We start from the raw sequence: 18940 nt of genomic DNA, 5'->3' as shown, positions 1-18940 counted from the left end.
GGCAGCTCAAGGTCTGCCGGTCTCGAAGAAAGAACGCGAATGGGGATCAGAGCAGCACCACGTCGTATTGTTCCTGGGAATACATGGTTTCAACCTGGAAACGAATCGTGCGCCCAATAAATCCTTCCAGCTCGGCAACGTTGCCGGACTCTTCGTCCAGCAGCCGGTCGACCACTTTCTGATTGGCAAGCACTCTATAACCTTCGGCCTGATAGGCCCGCGCCTCTCGTAAGATTTCCCGGAAAATCTCGTAGCAAACCGTTTCGGGGGTCTTTAACTTACCCCGTCCCTGGCAACTGCTGCACGGTTCGCATAGCACCTGCTCAAGGCTTTCACGGGTGCGCTTGCGCGTCATCTGCACGAGGCCCAGCTCGGTAATACCGATGATATTGGTCTTGGCATGATCGCGTTCGAGCTGCTTCTCCAGGGTGCGCAGCACCTGACGCTGGTGGTCTTCATCTTCCATGTCGATAAAGTCGATGATGATGATGCCGCCCAGGTTGCGCAGGCGCAGTTGGCGCGCAATCGCAGTAGCGGCCTCAAGGTTGGTCTTGAAGATGGTCTCTTCGAGATTGCGATGGCCAACGAAAGCGCCAGTGTTGACGTCAATGGTGGTCATAGCTTCCGCCGGGTCCACCACAAGATAGCCCCCGGACTTGAGCGGGACCTTGCGCTCCAGGGCCTTCTGGATTTCGTCTTCGACGCCATACAGGTCGAAGATCGGCCGCTCGCCAGGGTAGTGTTCCAAGCGGTCAGCAATTTCCGGCATCAACTCGGCAACAAATTGCGTGGTTCGCTGGAAGGTTTCCCGCGAGTCGATACGAATTTTCTCGATCTTGGGGCTGACCAGGTCGCGCAACGTGCGCAGCGCCAGGCCCAGGTCTTCATAGATGACGCTTGGCGCACCGATGGTTTTGATCTGTGCGCCGATCTGATCCCACAGACGCCGCAGGTAGCGGATGTCCATTAGGATTTCATCAGCACCCGCGCCTTCAGCGGCAGTACGCAGAATAAAACCGCCCGCCTCTTTGATGCCTTCGGCGGCCACACAGTCGCTGACCACCTTTTTCAGGCGCTCGCGCTCAGCCTCATCTTCGATCTTCAGCGAAATGCCGACGTGGGCAGTACGCGGCATGTACACCAGGTAACGCGACGGAATCGACAGCTGGGTGGTCAGGCGTGCGCCCTTGGAACCGATGGGGTCCTTGGTGACTTGCACCACCAGGCTCTGCCCTTCATGTACCAGGGCGCTGATGCTTTCTACCGCTGGCCCTTCGCGCAGGGAAATTTCCGACGCGTGAATAAACGCAGCGCGGTCCAGGCCTATGTCGACAAAAGCCGCCTGCATGCCCGGCAACACCCGCACTACTTTGCCTTTATAGATGTTGCCCACGATCCCGCGTTTCTGGGTGCGCTCAACGTGCACTTCTTGCAGAACACCGTTCTCTACCACCGCCACGCGCGATTCCATCGGCGTGATATTGATCAGAATCTCTTCACTCATGGCTGGGTCTCGTTCAGGCGTTTTCACAATAGTGACCGATCGCTTAAGGCTGGGCGCTGATGCAAGGCGTTTAGCGCACGGTAAGGTTTTGCCAACAGGGTATGCCGAATTGGTCGAGCAGTTGCGCGGTTTCGCACACCGGCAGCCCTACTACGGCGGAATAACTGCCATTGAGGCCCGCGACAAACACCGAGCCAAGCCCTTGAATAGCATAGCCTCCCGCCTTGTCCTGGGGCTCGCCGCTGTGCCAGTAGGCTGTCGCTTGTTCGACAGTGATCCCACAAAAACGTACACGACTGCTTACACATTGGGTTTCGCAGCGCTGGCCGTCGGTGAGCGCGATGGCGGTGAGCACTTCATGCTCACGGCCAGACAAGGCCATCAACATCGCCAAGGCATCGGCCTGGTCTACCGGCTTACCGAGGATCTGACCGTCCACGATCACTGCCGTGTCGGCACCCAGCACACAAGCACCCAATGGATGATCAAGCGCAGCAAATCCGGCCAACGCCTTGCCGCGCGCAAGACGCTCGACGTAGGCAACAGCTGATTCATTGGTAAGAGGAGTTTCATCGATAGCGGCGCTGACCACGGTGAAAGGCACACCGATCTGGGTCAGCAATTCACGCCGTCTTGGGGAGCCCGAGGCCAGATAAAGCGAATTCATTGCAGACTCTCCCTGTGGGGTTCGATAACCAGGCAGAGCCTCGCAATCCATTCAATTGATTTTATAGCGTCGACGTAACCCACGCAGACCGAAACTGATCCAGGGCCACAACAGCGCACTGACCAAAGCTGGCAAAACCAGCGCCAGGGTTGGCTGACGGTTACCGGTCAAGGCACTGAGCCACAGTTGTACCAACTGCGCCAGGCCGAAGATCACCAGAATCACCAGGCACTGCTGCCACATCGGGAACATGCGCAAACGCTGCTGCAACGACAGCACCAGAAAGGTGATGAGGGTCAGGATCAACGCGTTCTGGCCCAGCAAGGTGCCATATAGCACATCTTCCGCCAAGCCCAGGAACATGGCTGTGACCATGCCCACTTTATGCGGCAGGTTCAGTGACCAGAAGGCCAGCAGCAATGCCAGCCAGAGGGGTCGCAAGATTTCCATGAATTGCGGCAGCGGTGAAACGCTGAGCAGCAGTCCAATGGCGAACGTCAACCAAACGATCCAGCCATTGCTCGAATGAGTACTGGCCATTATTCCTCCCTCTGCCGCGTGGTGCCCGCAGCTGCAGCTGGAGGCTTCGTAGCGGGCGTCGTGGTGGCAGGCGTGCTGACCGGCGGTTTCGCTGCGGCCGGTTTCACCGGATGCGCGTTATGGGCCGCGGGCTTGACCGGCGTGGCCACGGGCGCTGCAACTGCTGGAGTTGCCGCCGGAACAACGGGAGTCGCCGCTGCGGGCTTGGGTACGGTCGCGGGAATCACCGGCGCCGTGCCGTTTTTCTTGTCTTCCGCTTCCTGGGCCTGGGCGGCGTCGTTGGCGCGCTCTTCCGGGGTGCGGTTATCGCTGAACACCAGCAGCAGGTAGCGGCTGCGGTTCAAGGCGGCAGTGGGCACGGCGCGTACAATGGCGAAGGGCTGACCGGAATCGTGGATCACTTCCTTAACTGTCGCTACCGGGTAACCCGCGGGGAACCGCTGACCCAGACCGGAGCTGACCAACAGGTCGCCTTCCTTGATGTCGGCGGTGTCGGCGACGTGACGCAGCTCCAGGCGCTCGGGGTTGCCGGTGCCGCTGGCAATCGCGCGCAAGCCGTTACGGTTCACTTGCACCGGAATGCTGTGGGTCGTGTCCGTCAGCAGCAGAACCCGCGATGTGTAGGGCATCAGCTCTACTACTTGCCCCATGAGGCCACGGGCATCCAGTACCGGCTGCCCGAGGACCACACCGTCGCGCTCACCCTTGTTGATGATGATGCGGTGAGTAAAGGGATTCGGGTCCATGCCGATCAACTCGGCCACTTCGACCTTCTCGTTGACCAGTGCCGAAGAATTGAGCAGCTCGCGCAGCCGAACGTTCTGCTCCGTGAGGGCCGCGAGCTTTTGCATGCGCCCCTGCAAAAGCAGGTTTTCAGTCTTGAGTTTTTCGTTTTCGGCGACGAGCTCGGTGCGGCTGCCAAATTGGCTGGACACGCCCTGGAACAGACGTTGCGGCAGGTCGGTGATCCAGTAAGTCTGCATCAACACCAGCGACATTTGGCTACGCACCGGCTTGAGCAGTGAGAAGCGGGCATCGACCACCATCAGCGCGACCGAAAGCACGACCAGCACCAATAAGCGCACGCCCAATGAGGGGCCTTTGGCGAAAAGCGGTTTAATAAGCCGCTCCTCCCAGGCAAATGTTCTCTTTATTCATACGGCATCTAACCGGCCTGGATGCAGATTGAAGAAGATAAACGCCGACAGGCAGCACTGAGAAGTGCTGCCTGCGGGCGAAACATGGCGCAACCAACGAGTTTATTCGCTGGAAAGCAGGTCCATGGTGTGTTTATCCATCATTTCCAGTGCACGACCACCGCCACGCGCAACGCAGGTCAGCGGGTCTTCGGCGACGATCACCGGCAGGCCGGTTTCCTGGGCCAGCAACTTGTCGAGGTCACGCAACAGGGCGCCACCACCGGTCAGCACCAGGCCTCGCTCGGCGATATCGGAAGCCAGCTCCGGCGGCGATTGCTCCAGGGCGCTCTTCACAGCCTGAACGATGGTGGCCAGGGACTCTTGCAGAGCTTCCAGCACTTCATTGGAGTTCAGGGTGAAAGCACGTGGAACGCCTTCGGCCAGGTTGCGACCGCGAACATCGACTTCGCGAACTTCGCCGCCCGGGTAAGCGGTACCGATTTCCTGCTTGATGCGCTCGGCGGTGGATTCGCCGATCAGGCTGCCGTAGTTACGACGAACGTAAGTGATGATCGCTTCGTCGAAACGGTCGCCGCCTACGCGTACGGATTCGGCATACACCACACCGTTCAGGGAAATCAGGGCGATCTCGGTAGTACCACCACCGATATCCACCACCATCGAACCGCGAGCTTCTTCAACCGGCAGGCCGGCACCGATCGCAGCAGCCATTGGCTCTTCGATCAGGAATACTTCGCGGGCACCGGCGCCAAGGGCCGATTCACGGATGGCACGACGCTCAACCTGGGTGGACTTGCATGGAACGCAGATCAGCACACGAGGGCTGGGCTGCAGGAAACTGTTTTCGTGAACCTTGTTGATGAAGTACTGCAGCATCTTCTCGCAGACACTGAAGTCGGCGATCACGCCGTCTTTCATCGGACGAATGGCAGCAATATTGCCTGGTGTACGGCCGAGCATGCGCTTGGCCTCGGTGCCAACGGCAACGACACTTTTCTGATTACCATGGGTCCGAATGGCCACAACCGATGGCTCATTCAGAACGATACCGCGCTCGCGCACGTAAATAAGGGTGTTGGCAGTGCCCAGGTCAATGGAAAGATCGCTGGAAAACATGCCACGCAGTTTCTTGAACATGGGGAAAGGACCCTAGGCAACGCGTGGGTAAAAAAGTGCGGCAAACTCTAACAACGACAGGGATTTTGGGCAAGGCGCCAATGTGCTAAATTGGCCGACTTTCTGTGCACCAACCCCCACAATCGCGGCCTTATGACCGTAGAAATGCGGTAGTGTTCCGACAATCTAACACACGGACAGCCTCCGTTCTGTTTTCCACAGGAGATTCCCATGGCGCTTGAACGCTCCGACGTGGAAAAAATCGCGCATCTGGCCTCGCTTGGCCTCAATGACGCCGATCTTCCACAGACCACCGCAGCCCTGAACAGCATTCTCGGGCTGGTTGACCAAATGCAGGCCGTAAACACCGACGGCATCGAGCCCCTGGCTCACCCGCTGGAAGCGAGCCAGCGCCTGCGCGCAGACGTCGTGACCGAGCGCAATAATCGCGAGGCCTACCAGTCCATCGCGCCAGCGGTCGAAAACGGCCTGTACCTGGTTCCGAAAGTCATCGACTAAAGGGAAAGAGCCTGCAATGCATCACATGACTCTGGCCGAGATCGCCCGCGGTCTCGCCGACAAAACGTTTTCTTCCGAAGAGCTGACCAAGACCCTGCTGGCGCGTATCGCCGAGCTCGATCCCAAGGTCAACAGCTTCATCAGCATCACCGAAGAGCTGGCCCTGAGCCAGGCCAAGGCCGCCGACGGACGTCGCGCCAACGGTGAAAATGGCGCGCTGCTGGGCGCACCTATCGCCCACAAAGACCTGTTCTGCACCCAGGGTATTCGCACCAGTTGCGGCTCGAAGATGCTCGACAACTTTAAAGCGCCCTACGACGCCACCGTGGTATCCAAGCTGGCCGCTGCTGGGGCCGTGACCCTGGGCAAAACCAACATGGACGAATTCGCCATGGGTTCGGCCAACGAGTCGAGCTACTACGGCGCGGTGAAAAACCCGTGGAACCTGGAACACGTGCCGGGCGGTTCGTCCGGTGGTTCCGCCGCCGCCGTTGCCGCGCGCCTCCTCCCGGCCGCCACGGCCACTGACACCGGCGGCTCCATTCGCCAACCAGCCGCCTTCACCAACCTCACCGGTTTGAAGCCGACTTACGGTCGCGTTTCCCGTTGGGGCATGATCGCCTACGCATCCAGCCTCGATCAGGGCGGGCCTCTGGCCCGCACCGCCGAAGACTGCGCGATTTTGTTACAAGGCATGGCTGGCTTTGATCCGCAGGACTCCACAAGCATCGATGAGCCAGTCCCGGACTACAGCAGCAGCCTGAATACCTCGCTCAAAGGCCTGCGCATCGGCGTGCCGAAGGAATACTTCAGCGCCGGTCTCGACCCGCGTATCGCCGAATTGGTGCACAACAGCGTCAAGACGCTGGAAGGCCTGGGCGCCGTGATCAAGGAAATCAGCCTGCCGAACAACCAGCACGCCATTCCTGCGTACTACGTGATCGCGCCGGCGGAAGCTTCGTCCAACCTGTCGCGTTTCGACGGCGTGCGCTTCGGCTACCGCTGCGAAAACCCGAAGGACCTGACCGATCTGTACAAACGCTCCCGTGGCGAAGGTTTCGGCGCCGAAGTTCAACGCCGCATTATGGTCGGTGCCTACGCCCTGTCGGCCGGGTACTACGACGCGTACTACCTCAAGGCGCAAAAAATCCGTCGCCTGATCAAGAACGACTTCATGGCTGCCTTTGAAGAAGTCGACGTGATCCTCGGCCCAACCACGCCGAACCCGGCCTGGAAGATCGGCGCCAAGACCGGCGACCCGATTGCCGAGTACCTGGAAGACCTCTACACCATCACCGCCAACCTCGCGGGCTTGCCGGGCTTGTCCATGCCCGCCGGCTTCGTCGATGGCCTGCCGGTGGGCGTGCAACTGCTCGCGCCGTACTTCCAAGAAGGCCGCCTGCTCAATGTGGCGCACCAGTACCAGTTGAACACCGACTGGCACACTCGCACCCCTAACGGCTTCTGAGGAGAACACTATGCAATGGGAAGTTGTGATCGGGCTGGAGATTCATACCCAGCTCGCCACCCAATCGAAGATTTTCTCCGGTAGCGCCACCACGTTCGGCTCCGAGCCCAACACCCAGGCGAGCCTGGTAGACCTGGGCATGCCCGGCGTATTGCCGGTGCTGAACCAGGAAGCGGTACGCATGGCGGTGATGTTCGGCCTGGCGATTGACGCCGAGATCGGTCAGCACAACGTGTTCGCGCGCAAAAACTACTTCTACCCGGACCTGCCCAAGGGCTACCAGATCAGCCAGATGGAACTGCCAATTGTCGGCAAGGGCTACCTGGACATCCCGTTGGAAGACGGCACCATCAAGCGTGTCGGCGTGACCCGTGCGCACCTTGAAGAAGACGCTGGCAAGAGCCTGCATGAAGAATTCAACGGCGCCACCGGGATCGACCTGAACCGCGCCGGCACTCCGCTACTGGAGATCGTGTCCGAGCCGGACATGCGCAGCGCCAAGGAAGCCGTGGCCTACGTAAAGACCATCCACGCGCTGGTCCGCTACCTGGGCATCTGCGACGGCAACATGGCAGAAGGCTCACTACGCTGTGACTGCAACGTGTCGGTGCGGCCAAAAGGCCAGGCCGAGTACGGCACCCGCTGCGAGATCAAGAACGTCAACTCGTTCCGCTTCATCGAGAAGGCGATCAACACCGAAGTACGTCGCCAGATCGAACTGATCGAAGACGGCGGCAAGGTGATCCAGCAGACCCGCCTGTACGACCCGAACAAAGACGAAACCCGCGCCATGCGCAGCAAAGAGGAAGCCAACGACTACCGTTACTTCCCCGATCCGGACCTGTTGCCGGTGGTGCTTGAGGATTCGTTCCTCAATGACATCCGCGCAACCCTGCCGGAATTGCCTCCGCAAAAACGCGAGCGCTTCCAGGAGCAGTTCGGCCTGTCGGTCTACGATGCCAGCGTATTGGCGTCCAGCCGCGAGCAAGCCGACTACTTCGAAAAAGTCGTGAGCATTGCCGGTGACGCCAAGCTGGCGGCCAACTGGGTGATGGTTGAGCTGGGCAGCCTGCTGAACAAGCAGGGCGTGGAAATCGACGAAGCCCCGGTGACCGCCGAGCAGTTGGGCGGCATGCTGCTGCGCATCAAGGACAACACCATCTCCGGCAAAATCGCCAAGACCGTGTTTGAAGCCATGGCGAGCGGTGAAGGCAGCGCCGACGAGATCATCGAGAAGCGCGGTCTGAAGCAAGTCACCGACAGCGGCGCAATCTCGGCGGTGCTGGATGAGATGCTGGCGGCCAACGCCGAACAGGTCGAGCAATACCGAGCGGCAGACGAAGCCAAGCGCGGCAAGATGTTCGGCTTCTTTGTCGGCCAGGCCATGAAAGCCTCCAAAGGCAAGGCCAACCCGCAACAGGTGAACGAACTGCTGAAAAGCAAGCTCGAAGGCTGAATGCGATGAATGGTCCGGGTGAGAATTCACGCTTAACTCGGACCCGCTGTGGGAGGGGGCTTGTCCCCGATGGCGGAGTTTCAGTCATTACTGTTTTGACTGAATCACCGCTATCGGCGACGAGCCCCCTCCCATATTTGTGATGGGGGCACCTTGATAATGAAGCGTCTATTAGGCCTATGCGCCCTGTTTTCACTACTGGCCGGCTGCGCCAGCGGCCTCATCAACCCCAACGGCTACGACGAAACCGGCACCGCCTCCTATTACGGCGCCCGGCACCATGGCAAGAAAACAGCCAGCGGTGAACCTTTCAACCAGAACGCCCTGACCGCCGCCCACCGGCAATTACCCTTCGGCACCCAGGTCAAGGTCACTAATCTCGACAACGACAAATCCGTCGTTGTGCGCATCAATGATCGCGGCCCGCATACCCGCGGGCGCTTGATTGATCTTTCACGCAAGGCTGCCGAGCAACTGGGTATGCTGAGCAGCGGCACTGCACGGGTTCGCGTGCAAGCCCTGAGCAACTGAAGACGGAGCCCTGGCCATTTTCGGATTAACCGCCCTCTCGCCCTGGAGCCTGCTCGAACTGGTCAGCGGGCTTGCGCTGCTGATCATCGGCGCCGAAATCCTGGTGCGCGCCGCGGTGCGCCTGGCGGCCAGCCTCAAAGTGCGACCGTTAATCATCGGCCTGACGATCGTGGCCTTCGGCAGCAGCGCGCCACAGATGACCGTCAGCCTGCAGGCCACCCTGGCCGGCAATACCGACATCGCCGTGGGCAGCGTAATCGGCAGCAGCATCTTCAACATCCTGGTGACCCTTGGCCTGTCGGCGCTGATCATCCCCTTGCGAGTCTCGCGTCAGTTGGTACGCCTGGATATACCGGTAATGATCCTCGCCGGCCTGCTGGTGTTTACCCTTGCAGCCAATGAAGAACTGACGCCGCTCGATGGTCTTCTGCTGCTGATTGCTTTGATGGCCTACCTTGGCGTGCTGCACTACCAGACCCGACACTCGCGGCGTCCACGCACGCTGGACACCGTGACCCAGGCGCCCTGGCTGAGCAGCGTATTGCTGATGCTCGGCGGTTTTCTGATCCTGGTGCTAGCCGGCCACCTGCTGCTCGGTGCGGCGGTGGACGTGGCCAGCGACCTGGGTTTGTCGGAACGCATCATCGGCCTGACGCTTATCGGCGTCGGTACCTCGCTGCCGTGCCTCGCGACTTCACTGATTGCCGCCCTGCGCGGCCAGCGAGAAATTGCCGTGGGTAACGTGATCGGCAGCAACCTGTTCAACCTGCTGGGCGTGTTGGGTCTAACCGCGCTGCTGGCGCCATCGCCACTGTCGGTGTCGCCCAACGCCCTGGATTTCGACCTGCCGGTGATGCTCGGCGTGGTGGTGCTGTGCCTGCCGGTGTTTTATACCGGCTACCGCGTCACCCGCGCCGAAGGTCTGGTATTGCTGGGCCTGTACCTGGCGTATGGGCTGCACGTGATGTCGTTTACCACCGGCATGCCCCTGGCCAACAAGCTTGAACAATTGATGCTGTATTACGTCCTGCCAGCGCTGGTGGTGATCCTGATATTCACCTCGCTGCGCGCCTGGCGCCGCCAACACAAGAGGGAATCGAAATGACCGATCAGAAAAAGCCCGGGGTTGAGATGCGTCGCCAGGTCATGGGCGATGTATTCGTCGACCGCGCCCTGGGCAACGCCACCGACTTCACCCAGCCGCTGCAGGATTTCGTCAATGAACATGCGTGGGGCAGTGTGTGGAACCGCGAAGGTTTGCCGCTGAAGACGCGCAGCCTGATCACCCTCGCCGCCCTCACCGCGCTCAAGTGCCCGCAGGAGCTCAAAGGCCATGTGCGTGGCGCGTTGAACAACGGCTGTACTGTGGAGGAAATTCGCGAAGCGCTGCTGCATTGCGCGGTGTATGCCGGTGTACCGGCTGCGATTGATGCGTTCCGCGCGGCCCAGGAAGTGATCGACAGCTACCAGAAGGAAGGCTAGATCCAGCCACCCGCCTGCAATACGAAAATCCCAATATTCGTGGTCACTGCCGCCATCAGCGTAGTGATCACGATAATCGCCGCCGCCAGCTCATGATTCCCCTCGGCCGCCCTGGCCATCACGAAACTTGCAGCGGCCGTCGGCGCGCCGAAGTACAGGAACAGAATCCCCAACTCCGGACCGCGAAAGCCCAGCAGCCACGCGCCCAAGGTCGCGACAACCGGCAGCCAGACCATCTTCATCAAGCTCGCGCTCAGCGCCATATTGCCGCTCTTGCGCAACGCCGCCAGTGACAAAGTGCCGCCAATGCAAATCAAGGCCAGCGGCAAGGTGGTATCCGCCAGGTACTGCATGGATTTTTCCAGCCAGCCCGGCAGGCCAATCTGAAAAAACGCGAACGGCGCCGCCACGATGACGCTGATGATCAGCGGGTTGGCCACCACACTTTTACAGATACTCCACGGGTCGGACTTGATCACCGGGCTGTACACCGCCAGCACGATTGTCGACAGGGTGTTGTAGAACAGGATGACCAGCGCCGCGAGAATCGCGCCGAGGGAAATGCCGTAGTCGCCGTACATGCTGGCGGCCAGGGCCAGGCCGATCACCCCGTTATTGCCGCGAAACGCGCCCTGGGTGTAGATGCCCCGGTCTTCACGCTTGCAGCGAAAAATCGCCCAACCCCAAGCCAGGGCAAAGCTCGCCAGCGTGGCGACGGCAAAATAGATCAGCAAACCCGGTTTGAGCGCCGAGTGCAGGTCGGCATGCAGAATGCCCAGGAACAGCAACGCCGGCATGGTGACGTTGAACACCAGGGACGAAGCCGTGTGGATAAAGTTGTCGTTGATCCAGTTGATGCGCTTGAGCAGCACACCCAGGAACAGCATGGCAAATACCGGCGCGGTGATGGTGAGGGTGGTGAGGAAGATAGCCAGCATGCCGGGGAGAACCTTGGTGAGCGTCGTTAGGTGGCTAATGATAAGCCATACAGCCCAACGGCGCCCGGTAGACCGCTATCGGGGGCAAGTTGAATCGTCGCACCGACCCTCCCACACTCGACCGCATTCCTACAGGATAAACGCGGTCAAACTGTGGGAGGGGCCTTGCCCCCGATGCAGGCGACTCGGTCTCAGGTAATCGGCGCCGGGTTAAACAACGTGATGTCGTTATGCAGCTTGTGATGCTCCGCCCAGGTCTTTTTCTTACCGCTGGCCACATCCAGATAGAAGTGGAACAACTCCCAACCCAGCTCCTCGATACTCGCACGCCCGGTAGCGATGCGCCCGGCGTCGATGTCGATGAGGTCCGGCCAGCGCTGCGCCAGCTCCGTACGGGTCGACACCTTCACCACCGGCGCCATTGCCAGCCCGTACGGCGTGCCACGCCCGGTGGTAAACACATGCAGGTTCATCCCCGCCGCCAATTGCAGCGTACCGCAGACAAAGTCGCTGGCCGGCGTCGCACAAAAAATCAGGCCCTTGCTCTTGAAGCGCTCACCCGGACCCAGCACGCCGTTGATCGCGCTGCTGCCGGACTTGACGATGGAACCCAGGGACTTCTCGACAATATTCGACAACCCGCCCTTCTTGTTGCCCGGCGTGGTATTGGCGCTGCGATCTGCTTCGCCTTTGGCCAGGTAACGGTCGTACCAGTCCATTTCCCTGACCAACTCCTCGGCAACTTCCTTTGTTTGCGCACGAGAAGTCAGCAGGTAGATGGCATCGCGTACTTCGGTCACTTCGGAAAACATAACCGTCGCCCCAGCCCGCAACAACAAGTCAGAGGCGTAACCCAGCGCGGGGTTGGCGGTGATGCCGGAAAACGCATCACTGCCGCCGCACTGCATACCCAGGATCAGTTCGGATGCCGGCACGGTTTCCCGGCGGCGCTGGTCGAGCTTCTTCAGGCGGACTTCGGCCAAGTCCATGATCTGCTCGATCATCTCGGTAAAGCCGTGGCTGGAATCCTGCAACCGATACAGCCACGGCTCGCTCAGGTCGACCGAGCTGTCGTTGTCATGCATCACCTGCCCGGCCTGCAATTTCTCGCACCCCAGGCTGATCACCAGGGCTTCGCCGCCCAAGTTCGGGTTGCGCGCCAGGTTGCGTACGGTACGGATCGGGATGTACGCATCTGTCGCCGTGATCGCCACCCCGCAGCCGTAGCTGTGGGTCAGCGCCACTACGTCATCGACGTGTGGGTACTTGGGCAGCAATTCGTCCTTGATGCGCTTGACCGCATGGTCCAGCACCCCGGTCACACACTGCACCGTGGTGGTGATGCCAAGGATGTTACGCGTGCCCACAGTACCGTCGGCGTTGCGATAGCCCTCGAAGGTAAACCCCTCCAGCGGTGCCTGGGTTTCGGGCACCTCGGTGGACAGCGGCAAGCTGTCCAGCGGTGGCGCGGTCGGCATGCGCAATTGATCTTCCTGGACCCAACTGCCGCGCGGAATCGGCGCCAGGGCGTAACCGATGGTCTGGCCGTAGCGAATAATCTGACCGCCTTCGGGGATGTCTTCCAGGGTCACTTTATGGCTCTGGGGGATGAAATCCACGGTCACCAGGCCGTCCGGAAACTCGGTACCGGCCGGTACGCCCTGGTCATTGACCACGATCACTACGTTGTCGCGCTCGTGCAAACGAATGGAACGCGGCGAGTCGGCATGTTCAATCAACTGCATCACGGGGCCCCTCAGGAATGCGCTTCGGTTAGGTTGGTCAACTCTGGCCCCTTGGTTGGCGGCTCTTTGAGTACTACACGTTTGATCGGACCGACGATGACCAGATAGCTGAACACCGCCACCAGCGCGTTGGCGCCGACGAACACCAGAGCCCATTTAAAGGAACCGGTGGTGCTGATGATGTAGCCGATCACGATAGGCGTGGTGATAGAAGCCAGGTTACCGAAGGTGTTGAACAAGCCACCACTGAGACCGGCGATTTGTTTCGGCGAGGTGTCGGACACCACCGCCCAACCCAGTGCGCCAACGCCTTTGCCAAAGAAGGCCAAGGCCATGAAGCCCACCACCATCCATTCAACGTCGACGTAGTTACACGCGATGATGCTGCTGGAGACCAGCAAGCCCGCAATGATCGGCGCCTTGCGGGCGAACGTCAGCGAATGGCCTTTGCGCAGCAGGTAGTCGGAAATGACCCCACCCAACACGCCACCGATAAACCCGCAGATCGCCGGTAACGAGGCGATGAAACCGGCCTTGAGGATGGTCATGCCACGGTCCTGCACCAGGTACACCGGGAACCAGGTCAGGAAGAAGTAAGTGATGCCATTGATGCAGTACTGGCCCAGGTACACGCCTAACATCATGCGGTTGGTCAGCAACTGGCGGATGTAATCCCACTTCGGCCCGTCGGTTTTCTTACCCTTGCCTTTGTCCTGATCCATATCGACCATCGCGCCATTGGCAGCGATGTGGTTGAGCTCAGCTTCGTTGATCATCGGGTGCTGGCGCGGGCTGTGGATCACTTTCAGCCAGATCAGCGAGAACACGATGCCGATCACGCCCATCACGATAAACACGTGCTGCCAGCCAAAGCGGTAGACGATCCAGCCCATCAGCGGCGCGAACAACACCGTGGCGAAGTACTGCGCCGAGTTGAAGATCGCCGAGGCCGTACCGCGCTCGGCGGTGGGGAACCAGGCCGCCACAATCCGAGCGTTACCCGGGAAGGAAGGCGCTTCGGCCAGGCCCACCATAAAGCGCAGCATGAACAGCGCAACAACCGCGGTGGATACACCGAACTCACCGACATAGCCTTGCAGCACGGTGAACAGTGACCAGGTGAAGATGCTCAGGGCGTAGACTTTTTTCGAGCCGAATCGGTCCAGCAGCCAGCCACCGGGAATTTGCCCGGCCACGTAGGCCCAACCGAATGCAGAGAAGATATAACCGAGGGTGACCGCGTCGATGCCGAGGTCTTTCTGCAGGCTGGAGCCTGCGATGGCGATGGTGGCCCGGTCGGCGTAGTTGATCGTGGTCACCAGGAACAGCATGAGCAGGATCAAATAGCGGACGTGAGTCGGCTTGGTCGCTTGCATGTAGAAGTACTCCCACTAATTATTTTTTTTGCGGGTAATAGTTTTGTGTTTTTAGCGTGGGAGCCGGCAGGCGTCCGGCCCCCACTGGATCAGCGTCTTACGAGCCGATGTAGCTGGTTTTCACCACTGTGTAGAACTCTTGTGCATAGCGACCTTGCTCCCGCGAGCCATAGGACGAGCCTTTCCGGCCACCGAACGGAACGTGGTAATCCACGCCTGCCGTGGGCAGGTTGACCATCACCATCCCAGCCTGGGAGTGGCGCTTGAAGTGGTTGGCGTATTTCAACGATGTGGTCGCAATGCCCGCCGACAAACCGAATTCGGTGTCGTTGGCCATGGCCAGTGCAGCCTCGTAGTCCGCAACGCGCACAACGTTTGCCACTGGACCGAAAATTTCTTCACGGCTGATGCGCATGGCGGCTTCGCTGTCGGCAAACAGCGTCGGCGCCAAGTAGTAACCCTCGGTGTCACATGTCACCAGGCCGCCACCGCTGACCAGCCGCGCGCCTTCGCTTTGGCCAATGTCGATGTATTTCAAGTCCTGATCCAACTGAGCTTGGGAAACCACCGGACCGATGTCGGTACCGCTTTTCAACGCGTGGCCAACCTTGATCGACTTCATGCGCTCGGCCATGGCCGCGACGAACTGGTCGTGAATACCAGCGGTGACGATCAAACGGCTGGACGCGGTGCAACGCTGGCCAGTGGAGTAGAACGCGCTCTGTACCGACACCTCGACAGCTTGCTTGAGGTCGGCGTCGTCGAGAATGATCTGCGGATTCTTGCCGCCCATTTCCAACTGCACTTTCGCCTGGCGCGACACGCAGCTGACGGCGATCTGACGGCCCACACCGACGGAGCCGGTGAAGCTGATGCCGTCGACTTTCGGGCTGTTGACCAGCACGTCGCCTACCACGCGGCCGCTGCCCATCACCAGATTGAACACACCGGCAGGGAAACCGGCGCGGGAGATAATTTCTGCGAGGGCCCAGGCGCAGCCCGGTACCAGTTCGGCCGGCTTGATCACTACGCAGTTGCCGTAAGCAAGCGCCGGGGCGATCTTCCATGCAGGAATGGCGATCGGGAAGTTCCACGGCGTGATCAGGCCGACCACACCGAGCGCTTCACGGGTGACTTCAACGTTGACACCCGGGCGTACCGACGGCACGTAGTCGCCGGACAAACGCAGGCACTCACCGGCGAAGAACTTGAAAATGTTACCGGCGCGGGTCACTTCGCCGATGGCTTCAGGCAAGGTCTTGCCCTCTTCCCGGGCCAGCAGGGTGCCGAGCTCTTCACGGCGCGCGAGGATTTCGCTGCCAACTTTATCCAACGCATCATGACGCGCCTGGATACCGGACGTGGACCACGCCGGAAATGCTGCGCGGGCGGCGTCGATGGCAGCGTTGACTTGAGTGACGTCAGCCTTGGCGTATTCACCAATGACATCAGACAACTCCGAGGGATTGAGGTTGGTGCAGTAGTCGGCGCCGGTTACCCATTGGCCGTTGATGTAGTTTTCGTAACGTTGGACTTGGGACACGAATCTTCTCCTGACGCAAAAGGCCGCTGATTACTCAGCGGCCTTGTGAATGGGTTATTGCGGACCTTGCTTGTCGATCAGCGCGGCCAGGGCTTCGTATTCTTCCGGCAGCAAGTCGGTCAGCGGCGTACGCACTGGGCCTGCGTCATAGCCAGCGATTTTTGCGCCTGCCTTGACGATACTCACGGCATAGCCGGACTTGCGGTTACGGATGTCCAGGTAAGGCAGGAAGAAGTCGTCGATGATCTTGGCGACGGTGGCGTGATCATCCTTGGCAATAGCGTGGTAGAAGTCCATCGCGGTTTTCGGGATGAAGTTGAACACCGCCGAAGAGTAAACCGGCACGCCCAGAGCCTTGTAGGCAGCGGCGTAAACCTCTGCAGTCGGCAGGCCGCCGAGGTAGCTGAAACGATCGCCCAGACGACGGCGGATCGACACCATCAACTCGATATCGCCCAGGCCATCCTTGTAGCCGATCAGGTTCGGGCAGCGCTCGGCCAAACGCTCCAGCAACGGAGCGGTCAGGCGGCACACGTTACGGTTGTAGACCACCACACCGATTTTCACCGATTTGCACACCGCTTCAACGTGGGCTGCAACGCCGTCCTGACTGGCTTCGGTGAGGTAGTGCGGCAGCAACAACAGACCTTTAGCGCCCAGGCGTTCAGCCTCTTGGGCATATTCGATGGCTTGGCGTGTCGAACCGCCAACACCGGCGAGGATCGGCACGCTGGTGGCGCAAGTATCAACAGCGGTCTTTACCACTTGGGAATATTCGCTGGCCGCCAGGGAGAAAAACTCACCCGTGCCACCTGCGGCGAACAATGCGGTGGCGCCGTAAGGGGCCAGCCATTCAAGACGCTTGATATAGCCCGCTTGGTGGAAGTCACCCTGGGCGTTGAAATCGGTCACCGGGAAAGACAGCAGACCGTGGGAGAGGATGGACTTCAGCTCTTGTGGATTCATTATTCGAACACCCTGGGTAAAGACTTTCTGTCGAAAGATTGTTGTTGGTTTTGGTGATGTCGTACGTCATCGTACAACTATAAAAAGATTCGTCAACTGCAATTCATCGACCTTCGGTTTAAACGGTGTTGATAGAAGCGTTCTTGACGTAGGAAATTTATCCTCTATGCTCGTCAGTGCTGTATATACATACAGCCATTACGGAAGATTCCTACGACATAGCAAGGAGCTAACATGTCAGGTCTTGATCTCGTAGCACCCGAAAAAACTCAACCGATCCTGCGCTTCGAAGGTGGCGAACACACCGCCATCGGCGACGACACACTGTTGCGCTTCAATACGAACGCCCCGGCGATTCCCGCCCGGCAAGTCGAACTGCACCTACCCAATGGGCTGGCACTGACCTACGGCCAAGTGATTGCCCTGGGCGGTGACTTTTATGGCATTCCTGGCAAGCCGATCAGCGATGGCGCCTCCCCTGCCGAGCGCGTGCAACGCTTCACCGCCGCCTTTAACTCGCTGGCAGTGTTGCCGGCCTCACGGGACGAAGCAGGAAAGATTCTCGCGGTGATGCAAAAGGAAATCAGCGCGGTCAATCAAGCCATTAAAGATGGCAAACAACCCCATGAAGCCTATGACGCGCTGGGTGATACGTTGTCCGAGGAATGGAACCGAATCACCGGGGGCGGCAGTACGGTATCGGCGCTGGTTCCGCTGGGCCGTTACCTGAAACTGGCGGCGGACAACGCCGATCACTTCGGCGAATGGGCGCTATCGGCCTACCTGGCGGGGCATACGGCAGCGTTGCAACAGGCCGTGATAGCGCATCAAACCGGTACCGATCAGGCACTGGAGCTGGCGTATGCCATGAACAGTTTTGCTGATCACTTCTTGACCGATCTGTTTTCCGCGGGCCACTTGCGAGTGCCACGCAAGCAACTGGCGGCGGTGGTCACGCCGGGAGAGTTGGGCTCGCTGATCAGTCGCTTCATGCACGATGAAGACAGCAAATTCGGGCTGAAGGTGCGCAATGCCATGGGTGATGAGTGGCACGCCTATGGAGATAAGCGCTATTTCGATACCGTTGACGCAAACAATCGAGCACAGGTCAAACGCGCCGTTCAGGCATCCGCAGACGAGATCTTTGAGACCTTCATCAGTGGTATCGCGCCCTCCCCGGCCAACTTCAAGGCTCCACTGTATGTGCCGGATTTGAACGCAGCACAGAACCCGGCAAATAACTTTTCGCCATTGTTCAAGATGGAGGGTGACAAAGTGCTGCGCCGCAAGGACGTGAATGACCTGAACGACAAGCATTGGACCAATGATTGGTGGGGGTGGAGTACGTATTTGTTGCTTAAGGACTACAAGCCGAGCCCTCAGACCTAGACACTACCGTTTGTCGATACTGTGATTTCTAACAGTTATGCACAGTTCATACACGAGGGATAACAAACCTCAGGGGCTAAGGCATTAGCTCCTGAGGCGATTCGCTGTAGCTCTCCTGATACCTGAAGTCGCCGCATCAGGACGTCGCCATGCCCCATTCCGAATATGCCGACAACGGAACTGACACCACGAACATCAAGAGGTCGTAACGTGGCGCAGGTTCCAGTCCGTGCTTGATTCTGCTTCTAGAACTCACACTGAGAAGAGAGGTGCTTCATGAAAACCACTGATGAAATTTTCGGCCTACTGGCATCCGGTTTCGAAGCCAGTCGGGATGAAAAAGATCAAGACTTTGATCCCGATAGGCCTTTGGCTGAGCTGATCGCTGACAAGAAAGAAAGGCTTCGGGTGATCAACTCGTCAATGACGGAGCTTCATTTACAACTGCCCGACGACGTGGCCGAGAAACCAACACTGGACGAATTGGCTGCCTATATCCAATCCAGGCAACAGTCATAGAAAAACGCTGAATGGCACATC

At 59.3% G+C, this 18940-nt stretch carries 18 protein-coding genes; 8 read left to right on the top strand and 10 right to left on the bottom strand.

Annotated elements, in window-relative coordinates; genetic code table 11:
• Window positions 1-46: 46 nt before the first annotated feature.
• The 5 genes from rng to mreB form a co-directional block, all read right to left on the bottom strand.
• Complete coding sequence (gene rng / locus CKW32_RS01055; protein ID WP_032886264.1) at window positions 47-1504, bottom strand: ribonuclease G; 1458 nt, start codon at window positions 1502-1504, stop codon at window positions 47-49.
• Between the two features lie 70 nt (window positions 1505-1574).
• A complete protein-coding gene (locus tag CKW32_RS01050) occupies window positions 1575-2171 on the bottom strand; it encodes a nucleoside triphosphate pyrophosphatase (protein WP_032886263.1) in 597 nt (198 codons plus the stop codon).
• A gap of 51 nt (window positions 2172-2222) precedes the next feature.
• Window positions 2223-2711 (bottom strand): rod shape-determining protein MreD, encoded by a 489-nt coding sequence (mreD, locus tag CKW32_RS01045; protein WP_032886262.1) that lies wholly within the window; start codon window positions 2709-2711, stop codon window positions 2223-2225.
• Window positions 2711-3832, bottom strand: a complete 1122-nt coding sequence (mreC, locus tag CKW32_RS01040) for a rod shape-determining protein MreC (RefSeq protein WP_095183838.1) — start codon at window positions 3830-3832, stop codon at window positions 2711-2713. The genes mreD and mreC overlap by 1 nt, the downstream gene beginning before the upstream one ends.
• A gap of 138 nt (window positions 3833-3970) precedes the next feature.
• Entirely contained in the window at window positions 3971-5008 is a 1038-nt protein-coding gene (mreB, locus tag CKW32_RS01035) for a rod shape-determining protein MreB (RefSeq protein ID WP_002555108.1), read from the bottom strand.
• 210 nt (window positions 5009-5218) lie between these two features.
• Here mreB and gatC point away from each other — a divergent pair, with 210 nt between their 5' ends.
• The 6 genes from gatC (at window position 5219) to CKW32_RS01005 (ending at window position 10443) form a co-directional block, all read left to right on the top strand.
• On the top strand, window positions 5219-5506 hold the full coding sequence (gene gatC / locus CKW32_RS01030) for an Asp-tRNA(Asn)/Glu-tRNA(Gln) amidotransferase subunit GatC (RefSeq protein ID WP_003188556.1): 288 nt from the start codon (window positions 5219-5221) through the stop codon (window positions 5504-5506).
• Between the two features lie 16 nt (window positions 5507-5522).
• Entirely contained in the window at window positions 5523-6974 is a 1452-nt protein-coding gene (gatA, locus tag CKW32_RS01025; RefSeq protein WP_095183837.1) for an Asp-tRNA(Asn)/Glu-tRNA(Gln) amidotransferase subunit GatA, read from the top strand.
• Window positions 6975-6984: 10 nt separating this feature from the next.
• Complete coding sequence (gatB, locus tag CKW32_RS01020) at window positions 6985-8430, top strand: Asp-tRNA(Asn)/Glu-tRNA(Gln) amidotransferase subunit GatB (RefSeq protein WP_095183836.1); 1446 nt, start codon at window positions 6985-6987, stop codon at window positions 8428-8430.
• A gap of 159 nt (window positions 8431-8589) precedes the next feature.
• Window positions 8590-8961 (top strand): septal ring lytic transglycosylase RlpA family protein, encoded by a 372-nt coding sequence (locus CKW32_RS01015; protein ID WP_032886258.1) that lies wholly within the window; start codon window positions 8590-8592, stop codon window positions 8959-8961.
• Window positions 8962-9019: 58 nt separating this feature from the next.
• Complete coding sequence (locus CKW32_RS01010; protein WP_095183835.1) at window positions 9020-10066, top strand: calcium/sodium antiporter; 1047 nt, start codon at window positions 9020-9022, stop codon at window positions 10064-10066.
• On the top strand, window positions 10063-10443 hold the full coding sequence (locus tag CKW32_RS01005; RefSeq protein ID WP_032886256.1) for a carboxymuconolactone decarboxylase family protein: 381 nt from the start codon (window positions 10063-10065) through the stop codon (window positions 10441-10443). Before CKW32_RS01010 ends, CKW32_RS01005 begins: the two co-directional genes overlap by 4 nt.
• On the opposite strand, the gene CKW32_RS01000 is transcribed toward CKW32_RS01005, so the two are convergent.
• The 5 genes from CKW32_RS01000 to kdgD form a co-directional block, all read right to left on the bottom strand.
• On the bottom strand, window positions 10440-11381 hold the full coding sequence (locus CKW32_RS01000) for an AEC family transporter (RefSeq protein ID WP_032886255.1): 942 nt from the start codon (window positions 11379-11381) through the stop codon (window positions 10440-10442). The two genes, CKW32_RS01005 and CKW32_RS01000, sit on opposite strands and share 4 nt — an antisense overlap.
• Before the next feature lie 191 nt (window positions 11382-11572).
• Complete coding sequence (gene garD, locus CKW32_RS00995) at window positions 11573-13126, bottom strand: galactarate dehydratase (RefSeq protein WP_032886254.1); 1554 nt, start codon at window positions 13124-13126, stop codon at window positions 11573-11575.
• 11 nt (window positions 13127-13137) lie between these two features.
• A complete protein-coding gene (locus CKW32_RS00990) occupies window positions 13138-14502 on the bottom strand; it encodes an MFS transporter (protein ID WP_032886253.1) in 1365 nt (454 codons plus the stop codon).
• A 97-nt stretch (window positions 14503-14599) separates the two neighbouring features.
• Entirely contained in the window at window positions 14600-16045 is a 1446-nt protein-coding gene (locus CKW32_RS00985; RefSeq protein WP_095183834.1) for an aldehyde dehydrogenase family protein, read from the bottom strand.
• A 54-nt stretch (window positions 16046-16099) separates the two neighbouring features.
• Entirely contained in the window at window positions 16100-17011 is a 912-nt protein-coding gene (kdgD, locus tag CKW32_RS00980; protein WP_032886251.1) for a 5-dehydro-4-deoxyglucarate dehydratase, read from the bottom strand.
• Between the two features lie 234 nt (window positions 17012-17245).
• Between kdgD and CKW32_RS00975 the strand changes: the two genes are divergently transcribed.
• Window positions 17246-18400: a phospholipase gene (locus tag CKW32_RS00975; protein WP_095183833.1), complete on the top strand. Its 1155-nt coding sequence runs from the start codon at window positions 17246-17248 to the stop codon at window positions 18398-18400.
• Between the two features lie 276 nt (window positions 18401-18676).
• Window positions 18677-18919, top strand: a complete 243-nt coding sequence (locus CKW32_RS00970; RefSeq protein WP_032886249.1) for a hypothetical protein — start codon at window positions 18677-18679, stop codon at window positions 18917-18919.
• Window positions 18920-18940 lie beyond the last annotated feature (21 nt).

The organism is Pseudomonas sp. Irchel 3H9 (assembly GCF_900187495.1).
In the GTDB taxonomy this organism is placed as follows: Bacteria; Pseudomonadota; Gammaproteobacteria; order Pseudomonadales; family Pseudomonadaceae; genus Aquipseudomonas; species Aquipseudomonas sivasensis.
Note: the sequence above shows the minus strand (reverse complement) of the source record. Positions and strands in the feature narration are given on the sequence as shown.

What these genes read in the sequence shown, in the direction of transcription:
- rng (WP_032886264.1), bottom strand. Translation starts at nt 1,504, where the DNA reads ATGAGTGAAGAGATTCTGATCAATATCACGCCGATGGAATCGCGCGTG.
- gatC (WP_003188556.1), top strand. Translation starts at nt 5,219, where the DNA reads ATGGCGCTTGAACGCTCCGACGTGGAAAAAATCGCGCATCTGGCCTCG.
- gatA (WP_095183837.1), top strand. Translation starts at nt 5,523, where the DNA reads ATGCATCACATGACTCTGGCCGAGATCGCCCGCGGTCTCGCCGACAAA.
- garD (WP_032886254.1), bottom strand. Translation starts at nt 13,126, where the DNA reads ATGCAGTTGATTGAACATGCCGACTCGCCGCGTTCCATTCGTTTGCAC.
- CKW32_RS00990 (WP_032886253.1), bottom strand. Translation starts at nt 14,502, where the DNA reads ATGCAAGCGACCAAGCCGACTCACGTCCGCTATTTGATCCTGCTCATG.
- mreD (WP_032886262.1), bottom strand. Translation starts at nt 2,711, where the DNA reads ATGGCCAGTACTCATTCGAGCAATGGCTGGATCGTTTGGTTGACGTTC.
- CKW32_RS01000 (WP_032886255.1), bottom strand. Translation starts at nt 11,381, where the DNA reads ATGCTGGCTATCTTCCTCACCACCCTCACCATCACCGCGCCGGTATTT.
- CKW32_RS00970 (WP_032886249.1), top strand. Translation starts at nt 18,677, where the DNA reads ATGAAAACCACTGATGAAATTTTCGGCCTACTGGCATCCGGTTTCGAA.
- CKW32_RS01015 (WP_032886258.1), top strand. Translation starts at nt 8,590, where the DNA reads ATGAAGCGTCTATTAGGCCTATGCGCCCTGTTTTCACTACTGGCCGGC.
- CKW32_RS01005 (WP_032886256.1), top strand. Translation starts at nt 10,063, where the DNA reads ATGACCGATCAGAAAAAGCCCGGGGTTGAGATGCGTCGCCAGGTCATG.
- mreB (WP_002555108.1), bottom strand. Translation starts at nt 5,008, where the DNA reads ATGTTCAAGAAACTGCGTGGCATGTTTTCCAGCGATCTTTCCATTGAC.
- gatB (WP_095183836.1), top strand. Translation starts at nt 6,985, where the DNA reads ATGCAATGGGAAGTTGTGATCGGGCTGGAGATTCATACCCAGCTCGCC.
- kdgD (WP_032886251.1), bottom strand. Translation starts at nt 17,011, where the DNA reads ATGAATCCACAAGAGCTGAAGTCCATCCTCTCCCACGGTCTGCTGTCT.
- CKW32_RS00975 (WP_095183833.1), top strand. Translation starts at nt 17,246, where the DNA reads ATGTCAGGTCTTGATCTCGTAGCACCCGAAAAAACTCAACCGATCCTG.
- CKW32_RS01050 (WP_032886263.1), bottom strand. Translation starts at nt 2,171, where the DNA reads ATGAATTCGCTTTATCTGGCCTCGGGCTCCCCAAGACGGCGTGAATTG.